General features: G+C 36.0%; 13 protein-coding genes, 4 pseudogenes, 1 riboswitch and 1 other annotated feature. Of the genes and pseudogenes, 5 read left to right on the top strand and 12 right to left on the bottom strand.

Annotated elements, in window-relative coordinates; translation table 11 throughout:
* Positions 1 to 12: 12 nt before the first annotated feature.
* The 3 genes from H280_RS0105865 to gltP all read right to left on the bottom strand — a co-directional run bounded on the left by H280_RS0105865 (position 13) and on the right by gltP (position 3,659).
* Positions 13 to 369 (bottom strand): lmo0954 family membrane protein, encoded by a 357-nt coding sequence (locus H280_RS0105865; RefSeq protein ID WP_020060190.1) that lies wholly within the window; start codon positions 367 to 369, stop codon positions 13 to 15.
* 320 nt (positions 370 to 689) lie between these two features.
* Positions 690 to 2,006 carry a Na+/H+ antiporter NhaC family protein gene (locus tag H280_RS0105870; protein ID WP_020060191.1) on the bottom strand — a complete coding sequence of 439 codons (1,317 nt, stop codon included), beginning with the start codon at positions 2,004 to 2,006 and terminating at the stop codon, positions 690 to 692.
* 100 nt (positions 2,007 to 2,106) lie between these two features.
* Positions 2,107 to 2,212: riboswitch (SAM riboswitch) on the bottom strand.
* A gap of 175 nt (positions 2,213 to 2,387) precedes the next feature.
* Entirely contained in the window at positions 2,388 to 3,659 is a 1,272-nt protein-coding gene (gene gltP, locus H280_RS0105875; protein ID WP_020060192.1) for a glutamate/aspartate:proton symporter GltP, read from the bottom strand.
* 431 nt (positions 3,660 to 4,090) lie between these two features.
* Between gltP and H280_RS0105885 the strand changes: the two genes are divergently transcribed.
* Positions 4,091 to 5,347: a murein hydrolase activator EnvC family protein gene (locus tag H280_RS0105885; protein ID WP_020060194.1), complete on the top strand. Its 1,257-nt coding sequence runs from the start codon at positions 4,091 to 4,093 to the stop codon at positions 5,345 to 5,347.
* Positions 5,348 to 5,404: 57 nt separating this feature from the next.
* Here H280_RS0105885 and H280_RS24360 read toward each other — a convergent pair.
* Positions 5,405 to 6,708, bottom strand: a protein-coding gene (locus tag H280_RS24360; protein WP_231401764.1) for an IS1182 family transposase whose coding sequence is annotated in 2 segments (ribosomal slippage) — positions 5,405 to 6,150 and positions 6,150 to 6,708 — 1,305 coding nt in all. Because the reading frame shifts where the segments join, the coding sequence is not laid out codon by codon here.
* A gap of 270 nt (positions 6,709 to 6,978) precedes the next feature.
* A pseudogene (locus H280_RS26805) lies at positions 6,979 to 7,092 on the bottom strand (transposase); the annotation flags it as partial.
* Positions 7,093 to 7,581: 489 nt separating this feature from the next.
* On the opposite strand from H280_RS26805, the pseudogene H280_RS26340 reads away from it, so the two are divergent.
* Together H280_RS26340 and H280_RS24365 are read left to right on the top strand one after the other, a co-directional pair.
* Positions 7,582 to 8,059: pseudogene (locus tag H280_RS26340) on the top strand (transposase); the annotation flags it as partial.
* Positions 8,060 to 8,213: 154 nt separating this feature from the next.
* Complete coding sequence (locus H280_RS24365; protein WP_020060197.1) at positions 8,214 to 11,168, top strand: PA14 domain-containing protein; 2,955 nt, start codon at positions 8,214 to 8,216, stop codon at positions 11,166 to 11,168.
* 223 nt (positions 11,169 to 11,391) lie between these two features.
* Here the strand turns inward: H280_RS24365 and H280_RS26810 are convergent.
* From H280_RS26810 to H280_RS24380, 4 genes and pseudogenes are all read right to left on the bottom strand, one after another.
* Positions 11,392 to 11,568, bottom strand: a pseudogene (locus tag H280_RS26810) (IS3 family transposase); the annotation flags it as partial.
* 660 nt (positions 11,569 to 12,228) lie between these two features.
* Entirely contained in the window at positions 12,229 to 14,700 is a 2,472-nt protein-coding gene (locus H280_RS0105910; RefSeq protein ID WP_020060199.1) for a M4 family metallopeptidase, read from the bottom strand.
* 93 nt (positions 14,701 to 14,793) lie between these two features.
* A pseudogene (locus H280_RS26345) lies at positions 14,794 to 15,549 on the bottom strand (ISL3 family transposase).
* Positions 15,550 to 15,596: 47 nt separating this feature from the next.
* Entirely contained in the window at positions 15,597 to 15,887 is a 291-nt protein-coding gene (locus tag H280_RS24380; RefSeq protein ID WP_028411116.1) for a hypothetical protein, read from the bottom strand.
* Positions 15,888 to 16,391: 504 nt separating this feature from the next.
* On the opposite strand from H280_RS24380, the gene H280_RS26940 reads away from it, so the two are divergent.
* Together H280_RS26940 and H280_RS26035 are read left to right on the top strand one after the other, a co-directional pair.
* Positions 16,392 to 16,565 (top strand): helix-turn-helix domain-containing protein, encoded by a 174-nt coding sequence (locus H280_RS26940; protein ID WP_020060200.1) that lies wholly within the window; start codon positions 16,392 to 16,394, stop codon positions 16,563 to 16,565.
* An 81-nt stretch (positions 16,566 to 16,646) separates the two neighbouring features.
* On the top strand, positions 16,647 to 16,814 hold the full coding sequence (locus tag H280_RS26035; RefSeq protein ID WP_020060201.1) for a hypothetical protein: 168 nt from the start codon (positions 16,647 to 16,649) through the stop codon (positions 16,812 to 16,814).
* A 31-nt stretch (positions 16,815 to 16,845) separates the two neighbouring features.
* Here H280_RS26035 and H280_RS0105940 read toward each other — a convergent pair whose 3' ends face one another.
* The 3 genes from H280_RS0105940 to lysA form a co-directional block, all read right to left on the bottom strand.
* The gene (locus H280_RS0105940; protein ID WP_020060202.1) at positions 16,846 to 18,189 is read right to left on the bottom strand and encodes a sodium-dependent transporter; all 1,344 of its coding nucleotides are present in this window, start codon (positions 18,187 to 18,189) and stop codon (positions 16,846 to 16,848) included.
* A gap of 111 nt (positions 18,190 to 18,300) precedes the next feature.
* Positions 18,301 to 18,539: a binding site (T-box leader), on the bottom strand.
* A 54-nt stretch (positions 18,540 to 18,593) separates the two neighbouring features.
* On the bottom strand, positions 18,594 to 19,058 hold the full coding sequence (locus H280_RS0105945) for an NUDIX domain-containing protein (protein WP_020060203.1): 465 nt from the start codon (positions 19,056 to 19,058) through the stop codon (positions 18,594 to 18,596).
* Positions 19,059 to 19,294: 236 nt separating this feature from the next.
* Positions 19,295 to 20,135 (bottom strand): diaminopimelate decarboxylase (lysA, locus tag H280_RS0105950; RefSeq protein ID WP_020060204.1); only part of this gene is annotated, 841 nt, incomplete at its 5' end.

The raw sequence follows: 20,135 nt of genomic DNA on the forward strand, positions 1-20,135 counted from the left end.
TTTCATTTCATATTAGTTATTTTTCATCAATCTGTTCCACTCATCTTCAAAATTGCTATATGGCTTCGAACTATCAGAAGAAGTATCTACTACATTTTTCTCTTTTTTCCATTCACGGTATCCGTAATATAGAACGACTAATGCCGCAATACCGATTAACGCTGGAGAATGAGATAGGGCAATTGACAAGCCAATTAAACCAACGATCCCCCAAGCTAACTTTCCAAAAAATGATTGTGCTCGCACAAATGATTTATAGCTCCAATACACAATCCCTGCTCCAATTGCTAATCCTACAATACCAGCAAGACTTCCAAGAGCAATTAAAGCCAAAATACCGGCTGCCATAAACGCTAAAAATTGTTTCATCTTGTGCTTGCCTCCCTTCGTTTTGATACTCTTATCTTACCTATCTTTTCATGTTTCTATAACGAGCTTAAGAACCGTTTTTCTCTCGGACTTAAGTCCTATTTATTATCAGACCTGGAATAATAGAAAAACATGTTAAAAACCGACATATATATACGCAAATTGAAGAACTAATATAAAAACCCTTTTCTTTTTCGGTGGGCGAGAGCAACTGGCCATGCATAGCAGCGACTTATATTTGTATAAATAAAAATGGAGTTCTATTGTTGTAATATAAAAAACAAAAAGGATGCCTTCTATAAGACATCCTCTTTTGTTCATTATGCTGTTTTTTGATATTCCTTTTTCTCAGCTTTAGGCGAGAGACGCGGGAAATTAATAATAATTGAGATAATACCGCAAACCGCAACTAACATTGGATAAAATGAGTACGGTAATAATTCAATTGGTGAAAGTGAAGCAAATCCTGCCGCCGTTAGCATTTGCGCACCGTATGGGATTAATCCTTGTACGCTACAAGAGAATAAATCTAATAAGCTCGCAGATTTTTTCGGATCAATATTATATTTGTCTGCAACATTCTTTGCTAGTGGACCTGTGAAAATAATAGAAATCGTATTATTTGCAGTGCACATATTTGTCATACTTACAAGACCAGCAATTCCAAACTCTGCACCTTTTTTCGAACGAATATTACGCGTTAGTACATTCATTAAATAATGAATACCACCGTTATATTGAATAATTTCAACCATTCCACCGATTAAGATTGCTAATAATACAAGCTCCATCATCCCATTAATTCCTACTGTAACACTTTTAAAGAAGCTTGCTAGTGTATAGCTTCCGTCTACCATACCAATAATACCCGCTAGCACTGTTCCCCCAGTTAATACAACTAGTACGTTGCATCCAAGCAGCGCTGCAATTAATACTCCAGCATACGGCAAAATTTTTACCCAGTTAAATGCATGTGCCGTCATATTTGAATGAGTACCTAACGTAAGAACGACTAACAGTACACACGTAACAATAGCAGCTGGTAATACAATTAAGAAATTTGTTTTAAATTTATCTTTCATTTCCGTTCCTTGTGTACGTACAGCGGCAATTGTCGTATCTGAAATAAAAGATAAGTTATCGCCAAACATCGCACCACCAACAACTGTTGCCATAGCAAGTGCCATAGAAATATCCGTGTTTCCACTAATCCCTACTGCAATTGGAGCCAATGCAGCAATCGTCCCCATTGACGTTCCCATTGCTAATGAAATAAAAGCACCGATAACAAATAAACCAACTACTAAAAATCCTTGCGGCAAAATAGAAAGAGCTAAGTTTACAGTTGCCGCAACGCCGCCCATACCTTTTGCCGTTTCAGAAAATGCACCTGCTAATACAAAGATCAATACCATGATCATGATATCCGGATTGCCAGCCCCTTTAGCAAAACGTTCAACCTTTGTCGTAAAGTTTTCTTTCCTATTTATTACTAATGCAGCAGCAACTGCAATTATAATCGCAACCAAAATGGGTAACTTATAAAAGTCCCCTGTAATTACACCAGAACCAATAAATAATGCTAAAAATATGCCAAGTGGTAATAATGCCCACCCATTTCCTTTTGTTTGTTCCAACGTTATAACCTCTCCTCTTTCTAAACCTATCCTTCACAAGAGCGAAAAAAGACCTCTTCTGAAGAGAAGAGGTCTTATATATCATATATAAGAAACACTCTTCTCATCTATCAAGCATATCGCTTGCTGGATTTGGCACAGCACTCTATTATAAGTCCGCTGCCGAGGCATCGTAGGGCCAGTCCCTCCGCCTCTCTTGATAAGAAGGTTTCATATTATATTTTGTGTAAATTAATCTTTCCTTACTTTACTCGCTACAAGAGAAAATGTCAAACATTATTTCCATCAAAATAGTTGGTATTTTTTTGATATATGAGGTTTTTTAACGTGTATTTAAATAGTAAAAAGCCTTCACGTGCACCGTGAAGGCCTTTCCATCAATTAAGCTACTTGCTTCTCTGAAATTTCTTTCAAATAAGCTTGTCCTTTTTCTGCGTCATATTGTCCTTCCCATTTAGACATAACAACCGCAGCTAAAGAGTTCCCTACTACGTTTACTGCAGTACGTGCCATATCTAAAATACGGTCAATACCAGCGATAAACGCTAAACCTTCAGATGGAATACCTACTGTATGAAGCGTTGCTAATAATACAACGAATGATACGCCCGGTACACCAGCAATCCCTTTTGAAGTAACCATTAATACAAGAAGTAAAGTAACTTGTTGTGAAATAGATAAATCAATACCATACATTTGCGCTAAGAAAATCGCTGCAATTGCTTGATATAACGTTGAACCATCTAAGTTAAATGAATAACCAGTTGGAATAACGAAAGATGTAATTGCTTTCGGGCATCCGAAACGCTCCATCTTTTCCATAATCTTTGGTAGAACCGTCTCTGAGCTTGCTGTAGAATATGCTAAAATAAGCTCGTCTTTTAAAATCTTAAAGAATTGGAAAATATTAATTCCAAATAACTTTGCCGTAAGACCTAATACAACAACAACGAAGAAAATCATTGAGCCATAAACTACAATAACTAATTTACCTAATGGAACTAATGACGCTACACCAAACCTAGAAACCGTTACGCCAATTAACGCAAACACACCAAACGGCGCAAACTTCATTACTTGGTTTGTTACATAAAACATCGCATCGGCTACACCTTGGAAGAAATTTAGAACTGGTTTTCCTCTTTCTCCAATTGCCGCTACACCTAAACCAAATAATACAGAGAAGAAAATAATTGCAAGCATATCACCATCTGCTAACGACTTCATAATATTCGTTGGAACAATATTTACAAACGTATCTGCAAATGAATGACTCTGTACTTGCTCTGTTGTAGCTGTATACTTAGAAATATCTGATTTCTGTAAGTTTGACATATCCACGCCTTTTCCCGGCTGGAATATGTTTGCTACTAATAAACCAACAACAATCGCAATCGTTGTAATAATCTCAAAATAAATAATTGTTTTTCCGCCTAAACGTCCAAGCTTTTTCACATCGCCAACGCCGGCAACACCAACAACAATACTTGCTACTACAATTGGTACAACAATCATTTTGATTAAACGAATAAAAATATCACCAATCGGTTGTAGAAACTTTGCAACCTCTGGATTCCCATAAAAAATCGCCCCTACGAGGATACCGAGAGCAAGACCTATTAAAATTTGCCATGCAAGTCCAATTCTTTTCATACTTGCTGCAACCCCCTTCTTAGATGTTTTTTATTTTCATATTTTATTTTTCTATAAAATATGAAAATAAAAGTATTAAATATTGTTCGACTATTCAATACTTTCTTCCCCTCCTAAAATGATAAGACAAAAATAGAAATCTGACAACTAAATAAGTTTACCAGCATGCAAATATTTTTGTTGACAAAAATAAAACAATGTTAGGAAACCTCACATGAGAACGATTCCTTATTTCTTATTTATTGCAATAAATCTATTAACTATGATAAATTAATATACGTCATAGAAACGAACAATTAAGACGTAAAATTCTTCTAATTTTCGCCATTTAATAACAATTCCTTAAATATTTTTTTACATTATCATTACAACAATAGACATTTTTCGCCTTTCTATGATTAGATAGAAACATAGGGAAAGGAGATAGGCAGATGAACAAAAAAATAACAGCGTTTAGTTTATTGACAGCCGGTACTATTCTCGTTTCTCCCGTGCTTTCACCAGTGTATGCGGAGACGAGTCAAGATAAATTATCTAATATTCAATCACAACTAGACGGTAAACAACAAGAGTTACATATGAAATCAGAAGAAAAACAAAAAATAGAAAAAGAAATTCAAGACTTACAGAAAAAAATCGATGAATTAACTGCTTCTATTAATAAAAATGAGACAGATTTAAAAGCAACAAAAACAGAAATTGAAAAAACACAAGCAAGTATTACAGAGAAAAAAAAGCATATCGAAGAATTACAAAAGCAAATCAATACGCGCCAAGAATTAATTAAGCAAAGATTACAATCTATGCAAGAAAAACCACGTACAAATTTAATTACAGAGGTATTAATTAATACGAACAATATCGCTGAACTATTAGAAAATGTGTATTCTGTTAGTTTAATTTTAAATAGCGATACAGACATGGTTAAACAACAAACGCACGACCAAGATACCGTTAAAAAAGAAAAAGAAGCGGTTGAGAAAAAAGAACAGCAACTAAAAGAAGCAGAGCAAACGTTACAGAAGCAACAGCAAGAGCTTCAAGCAAATCAACAGCAACAACAAACTTTGATTGCTGATTTACACGCAAAAGCTTCAAAAATAGATTCCGAGATGGAAAGCTTAGAAGAATCAAAAGGTATTTTAGAAAATCAGCGGAAAGCTGTCCAAAATGCAATTGAAGAAGAAAAGCGAGCAGAAGACGCTAAAAAAGCAAATGAATCGAAAAAAGCTGAAGGGCAACAGCAAACAGCTCCTTCATCTCAAACTGCCCCTGCACCTCAAGGAGAAAGTACTGGCGGTTTCATTAAACCAGCAGCTGGTAGATTTTCTTCTGGTTTTAATGATCCAACACGTGATCGTCATAAAGGCCTAGATATCGCAGCTTCTGGTACGGTACCAATTTTTGCTGCAGCTGACGGCGTTGTTATTCGCTCTGATTTCTCTACTAGTTACGGGAATGTTGTATACTTATCGCACCGTATAAACGGCCAAACATACACAACAGTTTATGCTCATATGAATAGCCGTTCTGTTTCGGTTGGACAAACTGTAAAACAAGGGCAACAGCTCGGAATCATGGGAAATACAGGGGATTCACAAGGACAACACTTGCACTTCGAACTGCACTTCGGCGAATGGAATCAAAGTAAATCAAACGCTGTAGATCCAGCTCCTTATATTAAATAAAAAATAGCCCTTCAACTGACCCTTTCTGGTCAGATGAAGGGCTATTTTTTTCATGTTTTAGCAGGCTGCTGTGAGATATGCCTGTATTTGGACAGACTTCAGCCCTCGGAACCGAGCGTATCGATAGCCATGTAGTTCTTTCGCATCGGCAAAACTCCGCTCAATTGTAGAACAGCGCACTTTATATAATTGTTTTCCTGTTTTCGTTCGCTTGTATGCTCGTGCAATATCTTTATAATCTTCCCAAATATGACGTGTAATCTCTCGACGTTTTTGAGTCGCTGAAAAACAATCTGAACGCAAAGGACATACGGCACAATCCTTTTTGTCCGCTTTATAATGACGATATCCTTCTCGATCCGTCGTCGCATACTTCAAAATACATCCCATTGGACATGCAAATACATCACTTTCAGAAACATAACGAAATGATCGTCTTGGCACTTCCTTATTTTGATTGCCAAATCGGCGATATCCCATCACCATGAAAATATTTTGCTCTAATAATTTCTTACAGATATGTCCTGTAAAATACCCTGCATCCAGTGCCACCGCTTCTACTTGAAATTGAAACTTTTGAACTTGAGCTTGAAGGCGTGCCAAATACACCTCGGAATCTGCCACATTTCCAGGTATAATACATGTATCCGTGATAATATTATATTTCGCATCAACTGTTCGATGATCTAAATAGTGAAATCCATTTGGTTTTCCATCTCTCATTAAAAAACCACTGTCTGGATCTGTTGTACTTTCACGGATTTTATCTTTGTTGGCAACACCTTCCTTTTTGGGCTTTAAAGCTTTTTTCCATGATCCTCACGATTTTGTGTGACAGCCTCTTCTAATTCTTCTATACAAGATTTAGGTTTTTCTTTATGAATAAACTTATTTTTATTGGCGTTCGCTTTGATGTGAGTAGAATCTGTCATTAATGCACGACCACCTACCATTCGATGTTCCGTGGCTTGGCGTACAATTTCATCAAAGATTTCTTCAAAAATATTCGTATGAATAAAACGAGTCCGACGATTCCAGCTTATTGTGGAATGATCTGGTACAGTATCAGATAAAGAAAATCCTAAAAACCAACGATAGGCAACATTCATTTTAATTTCTTTTTCTAATTGGCGTTCAGATCGAATTCCGTAAAAATAACCGATAAACATCATCTTGAATAAAACAATTGGATGAATCGAAGGCCTTCCATTGTTTTCGCAATAATAAGGACGTAATTTTTCTTCAATGAAATGAAAATCAATTGTTGCCTCAATGGCACAAAGGAAATGGTATTGTGGAACTAGCTCTTCTACAGAAATTGTTACACGCTCATCACGATGATTTTTCAGTGCTCCCATCATAGGGCATTATTCCTTTGCATCTTTTTTATCAATGTTGACAGATAAAAAGATGTTCAGACAAAAAAACAGGCTGTGGAGAAGGGTTTCTGCACAGCCTGAAAAAATGATCATCTCGTACAATTAATGCTTTTACTGAGTTTCTATTTTTCACAACTCTTCACCATTTTCTGTGGTTTACACATAATCCTAGAAATAAGTTAACGAGAGTGCGTAACCGAACAGGTGATGTCCTTCTTCAACTACCATTGTTGTAGCTGAACAAATAGAAACTTACGCTATAGTATTTTTATAAGTATTACCTGTACATTCTAAAAATACACGCAGTCTAAATCGTTCTAAATTGCGGTGTCCGTAAGCTCTTCTTTTGATGTTCTTTATTTGGTTCATCACTAGATTTTGTGATTTAAACATAAAAAAAGAAAATATTTATGAATCACTAGATTTTCCAAATTTTGAAGTTATTAAAATTTGGAAAAGTTATAAATTGCAACTATTTTCCTAGTTTCTGAGTCACAAGGATAGACACACCTTCAGTATAGGAAAAGGATGAATGTTCCCTCCGATAACTTATCGTGCCTGTACGTAACATACTAAATGGAGATTGCCTAAGTTGGAGAGCCAAAGAAGGCTATGTGCAAAGGTACTGAATATCCAATATGGTAACGGAGTTCTCGTAGTAGTCCGAGCTAGGGAAAGCCTAGTACATGGCGAAAGGAGCGAAAGGCTCTATACAAGACTCAGAAATTGTATTATACAGCCCATGTAAGTGGAAAGCCGTATACTCGGAGACGAGTACGTACGGTCGAGGGGAGTTCAAGGAAACCTACTATAGTAACATAGTAAAGCGACGAATTCTTACTCTACTACACATAACTTCACCGCATGAAAATAAAAGCAATCATTGCTTATAACAAAAAAACGAAGGGAAACTCCTTAGTTTTGATGAATATTTCGCTCCTACTTGCGTGCGTGAACACTCTTATCGCTAGGATAGTTTTGATGATAAATATCAAACATTGCCGTACACAAGACCAAATAAGTGTAAGACTTGCCAATTAGCGATGGATTCTCTTTGCCAAAAGGCTACAAAATCAAAATGGAGACCGATATTCGGAAATATAGCGCTCCAGGTCGTGGAACAGAAGCATGAAAAAAGCTTTACAATCAAAGAAGTGCTGTCGAACGAGTGAACGCATATCTAAAAGAATCCTTTCAGTTAAAAAATGTCCGATATTGATCTGGAAAACGAGCAAAAGTACATTTCAATCTTGTGACGCTTGTTTATAATGCTTCAAAGCTAGCTGTAGATCAAATCAATCAGAAAATGAAAGAAATGAATCAAGCCGCTTAGTATTTTCAAAAAAACCACCTCTAAAATTCTGCCCATCCCACTCAAGAAAAGAAACAATTATAAAATTGATTCTTTTATACAAATACATATAGTAATTTTTTATTATTGTGATATACTCTAATTTGATTAATATTTCATTTAATAGGGGGATATAATGAAAAATGTAAGATTGATAACAAGTTTTATAGGAGTAACTTTTGCAGGACTATTTACTGTAACTTCGATTGGAAATGCAGAAAGTGCCACTTATACACAAACAGGAGGTACAGTTCATTATAATTGGGGATATGGAGCTCCTTCTGGTGTACAAAATGATCATTTCACAGCTCAATTTAATCAATCACAGAACATGAATGCGGGAGATTATTTTGTTCATACCTTGGCAGATGATCGTGTTCGAGTAACTTTTGATGGAAAGAAAGTTATTGATCGTTGGTATGATGTTGGTGGACAAATCGATCGTGCTCTTATAACAAATGTGAAGCAAGGTGATCATAAAATTCAAACTGATTTTTATGAAAATGGTGGTCAAGCAGCTATTTTTTCCGATATTGTACCTTTTGATCATTGGTTAGCTTATTATTATCCAAATAGGAATTTAGAAGGTTATCCAGTTGATGCAAAAATCATTGCACCGCAAGGTATTGAGAAAGCACTAGTTGAAAATAGCGGAGAAGGCTCACCGTCACCTAAAATTCCTGCAGATAATTTTTCTGCTCGGTATACTACAGTAAAACGATTACCGGCAGGAGAATATATTGTTCGTGGAAAAGCGGATGATGGTATGCGTTTATTTATCGATGGTAAACTTATCATAGATGAATGGGATACTGGAAAATGGGATAAAGAACATGCTAGAAAGATTACGATTCAAGATAACACAGCTAGTGGGGCATTTGGGTCTACAAATGAAAAGGATACTCATCTTGTAGAAGTTCAATATATGGAAGCAGTCCGTTCTAGTGATGTAAAATTTAGTATTCAACCATATAAGGATGTTGTACAGCATGATACATGGACAGCAGAATACTATAACAATACAGAATTTAAAGGTGACGCAGTTGTTGTAGCTGGTAAAAATTCTAAAGATAGAATAGATACAATTAATTTTGATTGGAAAGATGGTTCTCCACATCCAAATGTAAAAAGTGACAATTTCACAGCACGTTTTACCAAAGTGCAAGATTTTAAATCTGGTGATTATTACTTTGGTGGCATAGTAGATGATGGTATGCGAGTATATTTAGATGATAAACTCATTATTGATAATTGGGGGGGCGGATACGATAAAATATCTGCGAAGAAAGTCCCAGTTACTGAGGGGAAACATAAAGTCACCGTTGAATATTTAGAATTAACTGGTGGAGCCAACTTGAAATTTGATATTGAACCATATAGTCAAGCTATTCAACAAAATACATGGACAGCAGAATACTTTAATAACACAGAATTTAAAGGCAATCCAGTCCACATAGCAGGAAAGACTAACAAAGACAAAATAGATAAAATCCAATTTGATTGGAAAAATGGTTCCCCACATCCAAGTGTACCTGCCGATAATTTCTCAATAAGATACACAAAAATCGCCAACTTTGATGAGGGTGAATATTATTTCGATGGTGTTACAGATGATGGTGTCCGAGTATACTTAGATGATAAACTTGTTATTGATAACTGGGGTGGCGGAGATAATAAATTATATGGATTAAATAGAGCAGTTACTGGTGGAAAACACAAGATTACTGTGGAGTATTTAGAACTAACTGGTGGGGCTAAATTTACATTTAACTATTCTAAAAATGAGGATAAAATGTGCAAAAGACTAAATAGAACAGGCCTTCGTTCTTTACAAAGTACAGTAAAAAAGAATCCAATGGAAGAATTAAATGTAAAATCAGAATCTACTACTAATACTGTATCATTAAAATGGAATGGTATAGCTGATAAGTACAAAGTTTACTTAAAAAATAAATTAGTATATACAGGAACAGAAGCAAGCTATACTCATAAGAATTTAAGCGATAATACACGTTACTCCTTTAAAGTTGTTGCTTTTGATAAAGATAACAAGCCTGTTGATGTAAATATTGTACAGATAATGACTAAAGAGAACGCTAAAATGGCATTAGCACGTTCAGCAGCACCTACTAAGACTACAGTTTTAGATAATGTAACACTAGCTGCTAATATCACCAAGGATACAATTGAACAAAAATGGGATGGAAAAATTCCAGATGACGATGGCACGTATGAAGTTTATCGTAATGATGATAAACTTGGAGAAACACAATCTTCTTGCTTCATAGATACTGCAGTAACTCCTGGTGAACACTATTATTACAAAGTTCTAGGGAAAACAAAAATAACTGATTCAAAGATGTTACAAGAAGCGAAAGATAAAGGTGTCAAGGAAGATAGCGATGGTAATTATTATTTATATTATGAAATTGGAAATGAAGCAAAAATTCCAAAGATAGAAGAGGAATATTTTTATGCTTCTCCTAAAAGAGGGGTTGCTTCTTCTGGCTATGATTATCAATATGAATTTAAGTACAAAACCTTTATACCAAAGGATAAGGTTAGTATGGTTGGTTTTGGAGAGGGAGCAGAGTTTCATGGGGATGACAGAAAGTTCAGCTATAGTGATAACAGGTACCGTACACAAACAGTAGTTTTAGCACGATTTACCAATGGAACTTCAAGTGCTAAATTAACAGATGAAACGGATGTTGCTGAAAGTATCCTTTACAAGCCTGGACACAGCCCAGAATATGCTAGAGCTTCAAAGGATGGAATCTCATTGGAAACTATTTATTCCACAAGGAATTCTTTGGTATTTACTGTAAATCACTCGGTTGGAATTCCATTTAAAGCATTCTATTATATTTCTCCACCTACAATTGATTACTGGTATGTAGCTAGCTTAAGTATGGAAGGTGATAACTCTGTTACGGGTCGTCATGATCGCGCACCGTCTCATGAGCTATATTTAACTCGTCCATATACAGACCGTCCAAGAGTAACATTGGTAAGAGATAGACATGAAGGATTTCACAATTTATTTGGTATCGGTAAAAGCTTTAAATATTATTGGGAAGGAACTTCTTAATCCTCTTATATGATAAAAAACGTCGTTTTCACGACGTTCCAGACTGTAGAGAAGATCGATTTTCATCGAATTTGTCTACAGTCTTTTTTATTTGAGTGCCCAGCTAAGCTGGGCACTGCTTACCGATGAAAATCCGGTCTAGATAAGAACTGATACTAACACAGATTTCTACCGCGCTTTCTCTTGGTGGCCTTCATAAAAAATTTCCATACATACGTTCAAATTAGTTCAGTGTATGATAACCAAAAATCGAATGGATTCGTTTGGAATTGTAGAAGAACTCGATGTACGCAAATAACTATTCTTCCTCTTTTTCTCTCGTTTTATACTTCGTTTGATATACTAGCTCGCGTTTAAGAATACCGTAAAAGGATTCGATGTAAGCGTTGTTGTAACAGTTTCTCTTTCCGTTCATACACTTCACCTCCTGTTTTCTTTATTTCCAGTGTGAACAAGAAGCTGCGGAGGTAAACCCCAAAACCTAAATATCAAACTATTAAAACTTTAGGATAACTGAGTAGTTACAAACATTTTTAAGTTGATGGGCATGTGATCCCCCCCTCGCTATCAAGCTAAGAAAAGCAAATACCCCAAAACGAAAATTTCGTATCTCTATAGTCAATTACAGGCTGGTGATTTAGATATTCAGTAGTGTATTCATTTCCTAAAGGTATTTTATAATTGATGATTTAGTCGACTGTTCGTAATGCTGGAATTTTAAAATATATATAAGGTAAATACTATTAAAAATAAGGCACCAACCATAATAATAAATTCTATATTTATCTCAAGTCACTAGCGTCGCATAAACATATTTAGAATCTTCCGTTTCTTTTCTTCTTTTAAAAGAAAAAATGAAAACAGAAAATTCAAAACAAACTTGCGCGACACTAGTGAACACGGAACAATTTCAAGAAAAACTAAATCACCTGAGTCCGATAGAATATCGAAATCAGGTGATAGAAAAGACATAACAATATAGGTCTTTTCTCTATTGTCTACTTGACAGAGGTATATTCACAATTCGAAGATGTTTTTTATTCACTGCACTGAGTTGCAATTATTTTAGTACCTTTCTAAATTTGCGCCCAAAAGTAAGTACCATACCTGCAAGAACCATTAATATACCCATTGCTACACTGTTATTTGTACTTGCACCCGTTTTTGGAAGCTCTTTATATGCATCTTCTTTTTTATCAAAAGTACTATTGTTTGCGCTATTACTGTTATCAGTATCAGGGCCATTGCTGTTGATAATACCAGTACTGCCATTATCAGTGCTATTACCGTTATTGGTATTGTTATTTCCGTTACCATTGTCCTTATCTTTCACAACCACTTTTTGTGTCATAGTTGATTCATTACCGTCTGAGTCACGAACAAGGAATTTTACTTCATAAGTACCAGTTTTAGATGTATCTACTTCACCAAAATGCATTACTTTATCAGTAATATCGCCATCTTCTTTATCAATAGCTTTAACCCCAGACATTGGATAGAATTTGTCTCCTACATTCATATTCACTTCAGCAGGTACAGTTAATGCTGGTGCTTCATCTTTTGTTTCTTCTTTCTCTTTAACCGTTACCGTTTGTATCGCAATTACTTTATGACCTTTAGAGTCTTTAACTGTGTAAGTTAAAACATATGTATCCGGTTTAGTAGTATCTACTTTACCGTCAACTGTTACTTTATCAGTAAGGTCGCCGTCTTCTTTATCCGTAGCGGATACTCCTACCATTGGATCGAATGAATCACCTACATTAATTATTGCTTCAACAGGTACTGTTAACTTCGGTTCCATATCTGGAGTTTCTCTGTTTTCTTCTACCTTAATTTTTACTGCATTAAAAGCCTTTTGAACTGCTTGAACTGCAGCTGAGTTCGCTTCATATTTATTTGTTGCAACTCGAAGGCATGCCGATCTCAATTCAGAGAAATCAGAAGTCATGTTTAATTCGTCAGTGTTTGCATAGTGGAAAATATCAAACATTTTATCCTCACCAATACCTTCTACAGTTACACCGTTATGAGTGCCCCCTTTTGCAATTAAATAAGCAACTTTATTAATAATACTTGAGTTAAAATGAACGCCTCCTTGGTCCCTTCCATTAAAATCGTTAAATTTACTATAATCATCTGGATAAGGTACTCCATCTGAAGAATTAATTGAAGATGGATTTTCCATATCACGGAAAGCTGATCCAGTTTGTTCTCCTATTGTCCAGTTAAATCTCCCATTATTGATGTATTTCTCAATAGCTGTTCCCATAATATCAGACAATGCCTCATTAATTGCACCAGATTCTCCGTAATATTCAAGATTGGATTCGCTAGATGTAACCGCATGTGTAAACTCATGTCCCGCTATGTCAAATGCCTTTACAAGAGGATCGCCATATACAAGCATACTACCATTATCAGCACTTAATGCATTCTGCCAATCTTTCGCATCATTTGTCTCTTCAGAATCCCAGGCATGTACAACTGATACTATTTTTTGTCCCTTATTATCAAAACTATTACGCTTGTATTTATTTTTATAAAAATCATATACTTTTGTTGCTAAGAAATGAGCACTTACCGCCTTTGGATCATTAAATGTTGTTGAAGTGCTAGTTGCTAGTGTACCAGGGTAATAGTTTTTTTCTGTTTTAATATCTCTGTAATTTACATCATATGTTTCAATTCCTTGCCCTCTAGTGTAATCAGCAAGTGCATATTTTCCATTACTTTGTTCAGAAATACCAAATGTACGAGAGATACCTAAATCATCTTTTCCTGTTCCAGTTAGTGATGTAAGAGTGCTTTTTCTACTTTCCTTTAAGACTCCAACAAGCTTTTCACTTGCTTTTAAGTTGGATTCTTGTACCATATTTTTTAACATATCTCCATTATGTGCATTTACTAAATAGGTTCCAGATACATAGTTTGGTGTGGCAGCAGCAAATGTAACTTGATATGCATTGCTGGCTTGTCCATTATTCTCATCAACAAAAATAATTTCCTTTACTTCTGGCTCAGAAATAAACTTGATTTCATTTCTATATTTTGTATAAATGTATTGTTTCGCTTCTTCTTGTGATAGATTAATAGGTTTCTTTAAATCTTCTTGTTTTAAATTTTGCGCGCTATCTCCTAAAACACTTTTAATAACACCCTTTTTATCTACGTGTGCAGTCAATTGATGTCCATATACTTCTTTTCCTTCATATGTTTGTTGCATACGCAAAAGCGTTGTCCCATCATAAGAACCACGCTTTTGAAGAACCTTATAATCTACTCCTGATTCTCCATTAACTTGTTTTGAGGACAAAGCTTGTTCTGTCTTCTCCTTAAGAGCATCTTTTACTACATTCTCTGGTGCCTTTTGTGATGGTTGTGTAAGTTCACCTGTACGGAACGAGTCCTCCTGAATTTGAACTTGTAGTTGATCTGTCTCCTTTGCATGGCCTACTCCATATGGTGTTACAGCTGTTAAAGCTAATTGTGTTGTTAATGCAACTGTAGCTAATGTTTTTTTATTTTTCATGTTTTTCCCCTCGCATAATTTGCTAAAGTAGTAAACTCATAAGAGATATACTGTATATTTTTGGCTCATCACCAAAAGTCGTGGGTGACAAAATCAGCGACCTGTTTCTAAACGTAAACGAAGGAATAAAGGGTCTTCATTTCGATAGCCAAAACTACGTCTTTTGATGAGTTTAATTTTATTATTCGTGCCTTCCATAATGCCATTCGATAGCGGTGAAATAATGGTATCCAGCAACGCCTTTTCACGTGTTATCAATGTTTTTGTGATTTTAGAGACGGCACCACACATATGAAATTGATATCGTTTAAACCATTCTATTAATCGTCGTTTTGCTTGAGTCATCGTTGTCGCTTTCAGTACATAACGCATATGATTCAATGCTTGATAAATGTGTTTTGTATGCAAATCTTCCTGGTGCCACTGTGCAACAAATCCGCGTTCTTCTTCAGTTAATTATTCAGGTTTTCGTGCCAAACAACTGTCAATGAATCTCAATTTATGTTGCTTTTTGGCTTCTCCTAAATAACGTTGTCTTCGCTGCTGGGCATCGGTGAAAAATTGCATAAGATGAAAGCGATCCAGCACATGAATCTCATTTGGATAAACTGCTTGTATTGCGTTTGCCATCGCTGGAGCGAAATCACTTACCACCGCACGAATAGGCCCTGTTACTTTCTGTAAAACAGCGGTAATTGCGTATTGGTCTCGGTGAGGAACAATCGCCAAAATACGACCTGTGTCGGCATTTAAAACACTGGTCGCATAGTTATGTCCTTTGCACAAGGCGAACTCATCTACACAGGTATTTGTGGCAATTGCTTCAGTTAATTCTTCAGCTGCATACAAATAATACTATCGCTCAACAGTCGTATGGGGTAGTTCATATTCACACGCTACATCAGCAATGGAACGATTATGGCAATGTCGAACAAGCTCTCTACGAAACATAGCCGATGACGTGGAATCATCATCTCAATCCAAATCAATCCGAGATGCCAACCATAGCTATGACGAAAACGACGTAATGTTTGTGCATGACCAATCGTTTTCCCTTGACAAATTGGACAGGGCACTGAATAAGCACCTACTGTAACGGGGAAAACATTTGGTTCTTTATCAGATGGAAGAGAAACTTCGAAAAAAGATGGTAACGGTAATAGCATTTTGATAAACTTAGAGTACACAGCGAAAACTCCTCTCGTGGTTTGTCACGACAACAAATACGATACGTGAGTTTTCGCTTTTCTTCTATAGTAAACTATAAAATTATTGAATTAATAGAAAATCAACCACAAGTTATGGTGAAGAGCCGAAATTATGCAAAAATAGTCCTGAAAAAGTAACTCCTATAAAACTTGTTATCAATCTTTACTTACATTTTTTACTATATACCTCCATTAAATGTAACATTAACTGAATTATATTATATCATAATAACCAGAAATTAACATATATACGCATGTATGTTCCTGGAATTATAATTAAAGTTTTTGGTTTTATCTTTTTTCAAAAACACTTGAGTGATACAAATTAGTATCTTCCCTGGAAATTATGGCACTAATTCGTATCATTAAAAAGAATGTGTGCAATGGAAAATTATCAATCAGAGGAAATGGATGCTTACAGAAAAACGTGAAGTCCCTTCTCTCACAAGTTTTAACTGCTAGAAAAGCCGATGAAGAGTGGGGATGGCGGACGGGATTGTAAAGCGCGATCGTAATCGTGGCCGTTTTTACGCAGAAAAAATTAAAAAATCCAAAGGAACTTGGTTGATTGTTCGCCAGGTTTTACTCCGTGTATACGGTGATTCGAAAAGCAATAAAAATGCTTTTCGGTTGTTTTTTCATAGAGTGACTGAGTAGTTACGTATACTTTACGATTTTTAACACCTTCTAGGCATTACACATACAATAACATAAAAGCTTTTTTGAGGAGGTCCACACATGGTTCAAGAATCACAGGCAGTTGCAGTATTACAAGAAGCCAAAGAGACATTTATAGGCCGAATATTTTCAGTAGTTGGATCCGGTATCTTTTTTATCGGTTCCTTCATCGCAGCCGTTGTAGCTTTTAAAACATATACTCGTCTATTACAAACTTCTACATCATAAAAAAAAACGGAGAATATTCTCCGTTTTTTAACTAAAATACACCAATAACATTTAAAAATACAAGAATAACGGTAATCGGAATGATATAACGAAGCAAGAAAAACCATATGTTAAACAGCGTTCTTCCTCTTGTTCCTGTAACTTCCAATTCTTGCATTAACAACTCTTTCTTCATTTTATTTGGCACAAAGAGCGAAATAGCTAACACACCGAGCGGAAGTAATACGTTACTCACCATAAAGTCCACTAAATCAAAAAATGTCTTTCCGAAAAATTTCACATCACTCATAACTCCAAACGATAATGCTGCTGGAATTCCAACTACGAAAATGAGTAAACCAATGATGAGCGATGCTGATGGACGTTTCTTTTCATCCTCTTTCGCTACAGAAGCAACAACTATTTCCAGCATTGAAATTGCCGATGTAATCGTTGCGAAGAAAAACAGAATTAAGAATAAAATAAAGAAAAAGTGCCCGAAAGGAATTTCACCAAATACAGCAGGAAGAACGATAAATAATAATCCAGGTCCTTCTGTCGGACTAACGCCTAATGCAAAAATTGCTGGGAAGATCGCTAGTCCTGCAAGTACAGTAATAAAGACTGTCAAGCTTGTAATAGACGTTGCTGATTTTGCTAAATGTTCTTCTTTTTTCAAATACGAACTATAGGTGACCATAACTGAAGCTCCAACCGTAAGTGAAAAGAACGATTGTCCCATCGCATATAAAATTGTTTTTGCTGTTAACTTTGAGAAATCGGGTTTTAAGAAAAATTCGACACCTTTCCACGCTCCGTCCAACGTAAGAGAACGAAAAATAATTGCAAGAAACAGAACAAATAAAAGCGGCATCATATACTTACTTGCTTTTTCAATTCCTTTTTCTACACCTTTACTTACGATAAAAATGGTACAAAGCATAAAAGTAAATTGTGCTCCAATGGCACTGATTGGATTTGAGATTGTTTCTCCAAATAACTTTGCATAATCAGCACCATTTCCCCATAATCCACCTGTTACACTATAAAATAAATAAAGTAAAATCCATCCTCCCACAACACTATAAAATGATAAAACGCTAAAGCATGTCACTACTCCCATACGACCAATCCATGGATATAGTTTACTATTCGGTACTAACACTTTATAAGCTGTCACCGCTTCTTTTTGCGTACTGCGACCGATCACAAATTCCGCCACTAAAAGCGGCATACCAATAAATATTGTCATGAGTAAAAAGACTAGGAAAAAGGCTCCTCCGCCACTACTTCCGGCAACATACGGGAATTTCCAAATCGCACCAAGTCCTACTGCTGCCCCGGCTGCTGCGAGTACAAAACCAATTTTCGACGTCCATTGCTGTGTTTCTTTCATCTTCACTTCTCCTTGTCTTATCGTCTTTATTGTTCTTAACCGTATACTTTCATTTCATACTCGCCACCTCCTTCAGAAAACAAAAAAAGTCCTCTACATGCTATTACGCATATAGAGGACGATATTATAATACCGTGGTACCACCTCAGTTGGATAAACTATCCCACTTTTCAGGTACAGGAATACTTCCGATACCTTATCCTTTTAACGGCGGAACCCGGGTTGCCTACTAATCATTCAACATACCTCTCGCAAGCCCATTCCGTATATTTTATCGTACCGGGCTCCCACCTTTCCCCAGCTCTCTGAACGTCTCAAATATACATACTCTTCTTGCTCATCGATTTCATGTATTGAAGTTAATTGTGATTATAGAGGAGAATATTTCATTTGTAAAGAATAAATTAATTGACATCTCCTAAGTATACTTCCGTTTTTTCATGATGAATATAATGTTTTTGCAGTTGTGCGCATAATGTTTGTGGATATAAGCGATACTCTGTAATGTTATGTAAAGGTAACCACTCTATCCCCACTTGATCCGTGTCTAACTGCGTTGCTCGCTTCAAATCCGGTTCACTTAGAAGTGTACAGGAAAACATATATTCAATTTGATGAACATCAAAATCAAACTCTGCATGTTCATGATTTCTCCCAATATATTCTCTAATAAACAATAACTCATTCGGCTGCACTTCAGCACCAATTTCTTCCAAACACTCACGTTTCACCGTCTCTGTAAAAGTTTCCCCCGGCTCTTGACCGCCGCCAACTAATAAATAATATTCCCCGTCTTGATCACACTTTTTAATTACTAAAAAATGATCATCTCTTACAATTAATGCTTTCACTGAATTTCTAATTTTCACAGTTCTTCCCCCTTTTTAGTCACGTATTCTTTATTTTATTAAAAAGAGGGGGATATCACAAACTATCAAATACTATATATAAATCCAACTTGATTTTTTACCACATAGATTGCCGCTATGCAGAATACAACATGCCCTCCTATGCACAGCCAGATACTCTCGCCCACCTAAAAAAAAAAAAAAGGAGCTGTTTATTTACCTTAATGACTCCTTCTTCAACTAAAACAAGAACGTATTTATACCAATTCCTTTACACGTATGCGATCGTTCCCAATAATATTTTCATACGATTCCCTCTCAACAACAACATGAGATTTTCCATTTTTCACAAACACAACTGCTGGTCGACGTATGCGATTATAATTATTTGCCATCGAATAGCCATATGCCCCTGTACAAGAGATAGCTAAGAGATCACATGAAACAACTTTCGGGAGAGCTATATCCCAAATGAGCATATCCCCACTTTCACAACACTTCCCTGCAATGGAAACGACCTCTTCAGCAGATTCATTCGCTCGGTTTGCTAGTAATGCTTCGTAACGGGCTCCGTACAGTGCCGGTCGAAGATTATCTGTCATGCCACCATCAACTGATACATATTTCCGAATACCTGGAATATCTTTAATCGCTCCCACTGTATACAAAGTTGTTCCTGCATCACCAACAATACTACGACCTGGCTCTACCCAAATTTCTGGAAGTGGATATTCACATGCTGTAAACTGCTCGCGTACCGCATCTGTTACTGCTTGCACATATTCACCAAGGGCAAGCGGTGTATCCCCTTCCGTATAACGAATTCCAAAACCACCGCCGACATTTAATACGGGAGCTACATAATCCATTTCTTTTCTCACTAATTCTAGAAATTTGCGAAGCACTTCAATTGCACGAACAAATCCTGCCGTTTCAAAAATTTGCGATCCAATATGAGAATGAATTCCTAACACATTGTAATTTGATTTTTCTAATGCACTTTTCATTGCTCGTAAGGCATGCCCTGTTGAAATACCAAAACCAAACTTAGAATCATCTTGACCCGTTGTAATATATTCATGCGTATGCGCTTCTACT

It is taken from the genome of Bacillus sp. 123MFChir2, assembly GCF_000383235.1.
In the GTDB taxonomy this organism is placed as follows: domain Bacteria; phylum Bacillota; class Bacilli; order Bacillales; family Bacillaceae_G; genus Bacillus_A.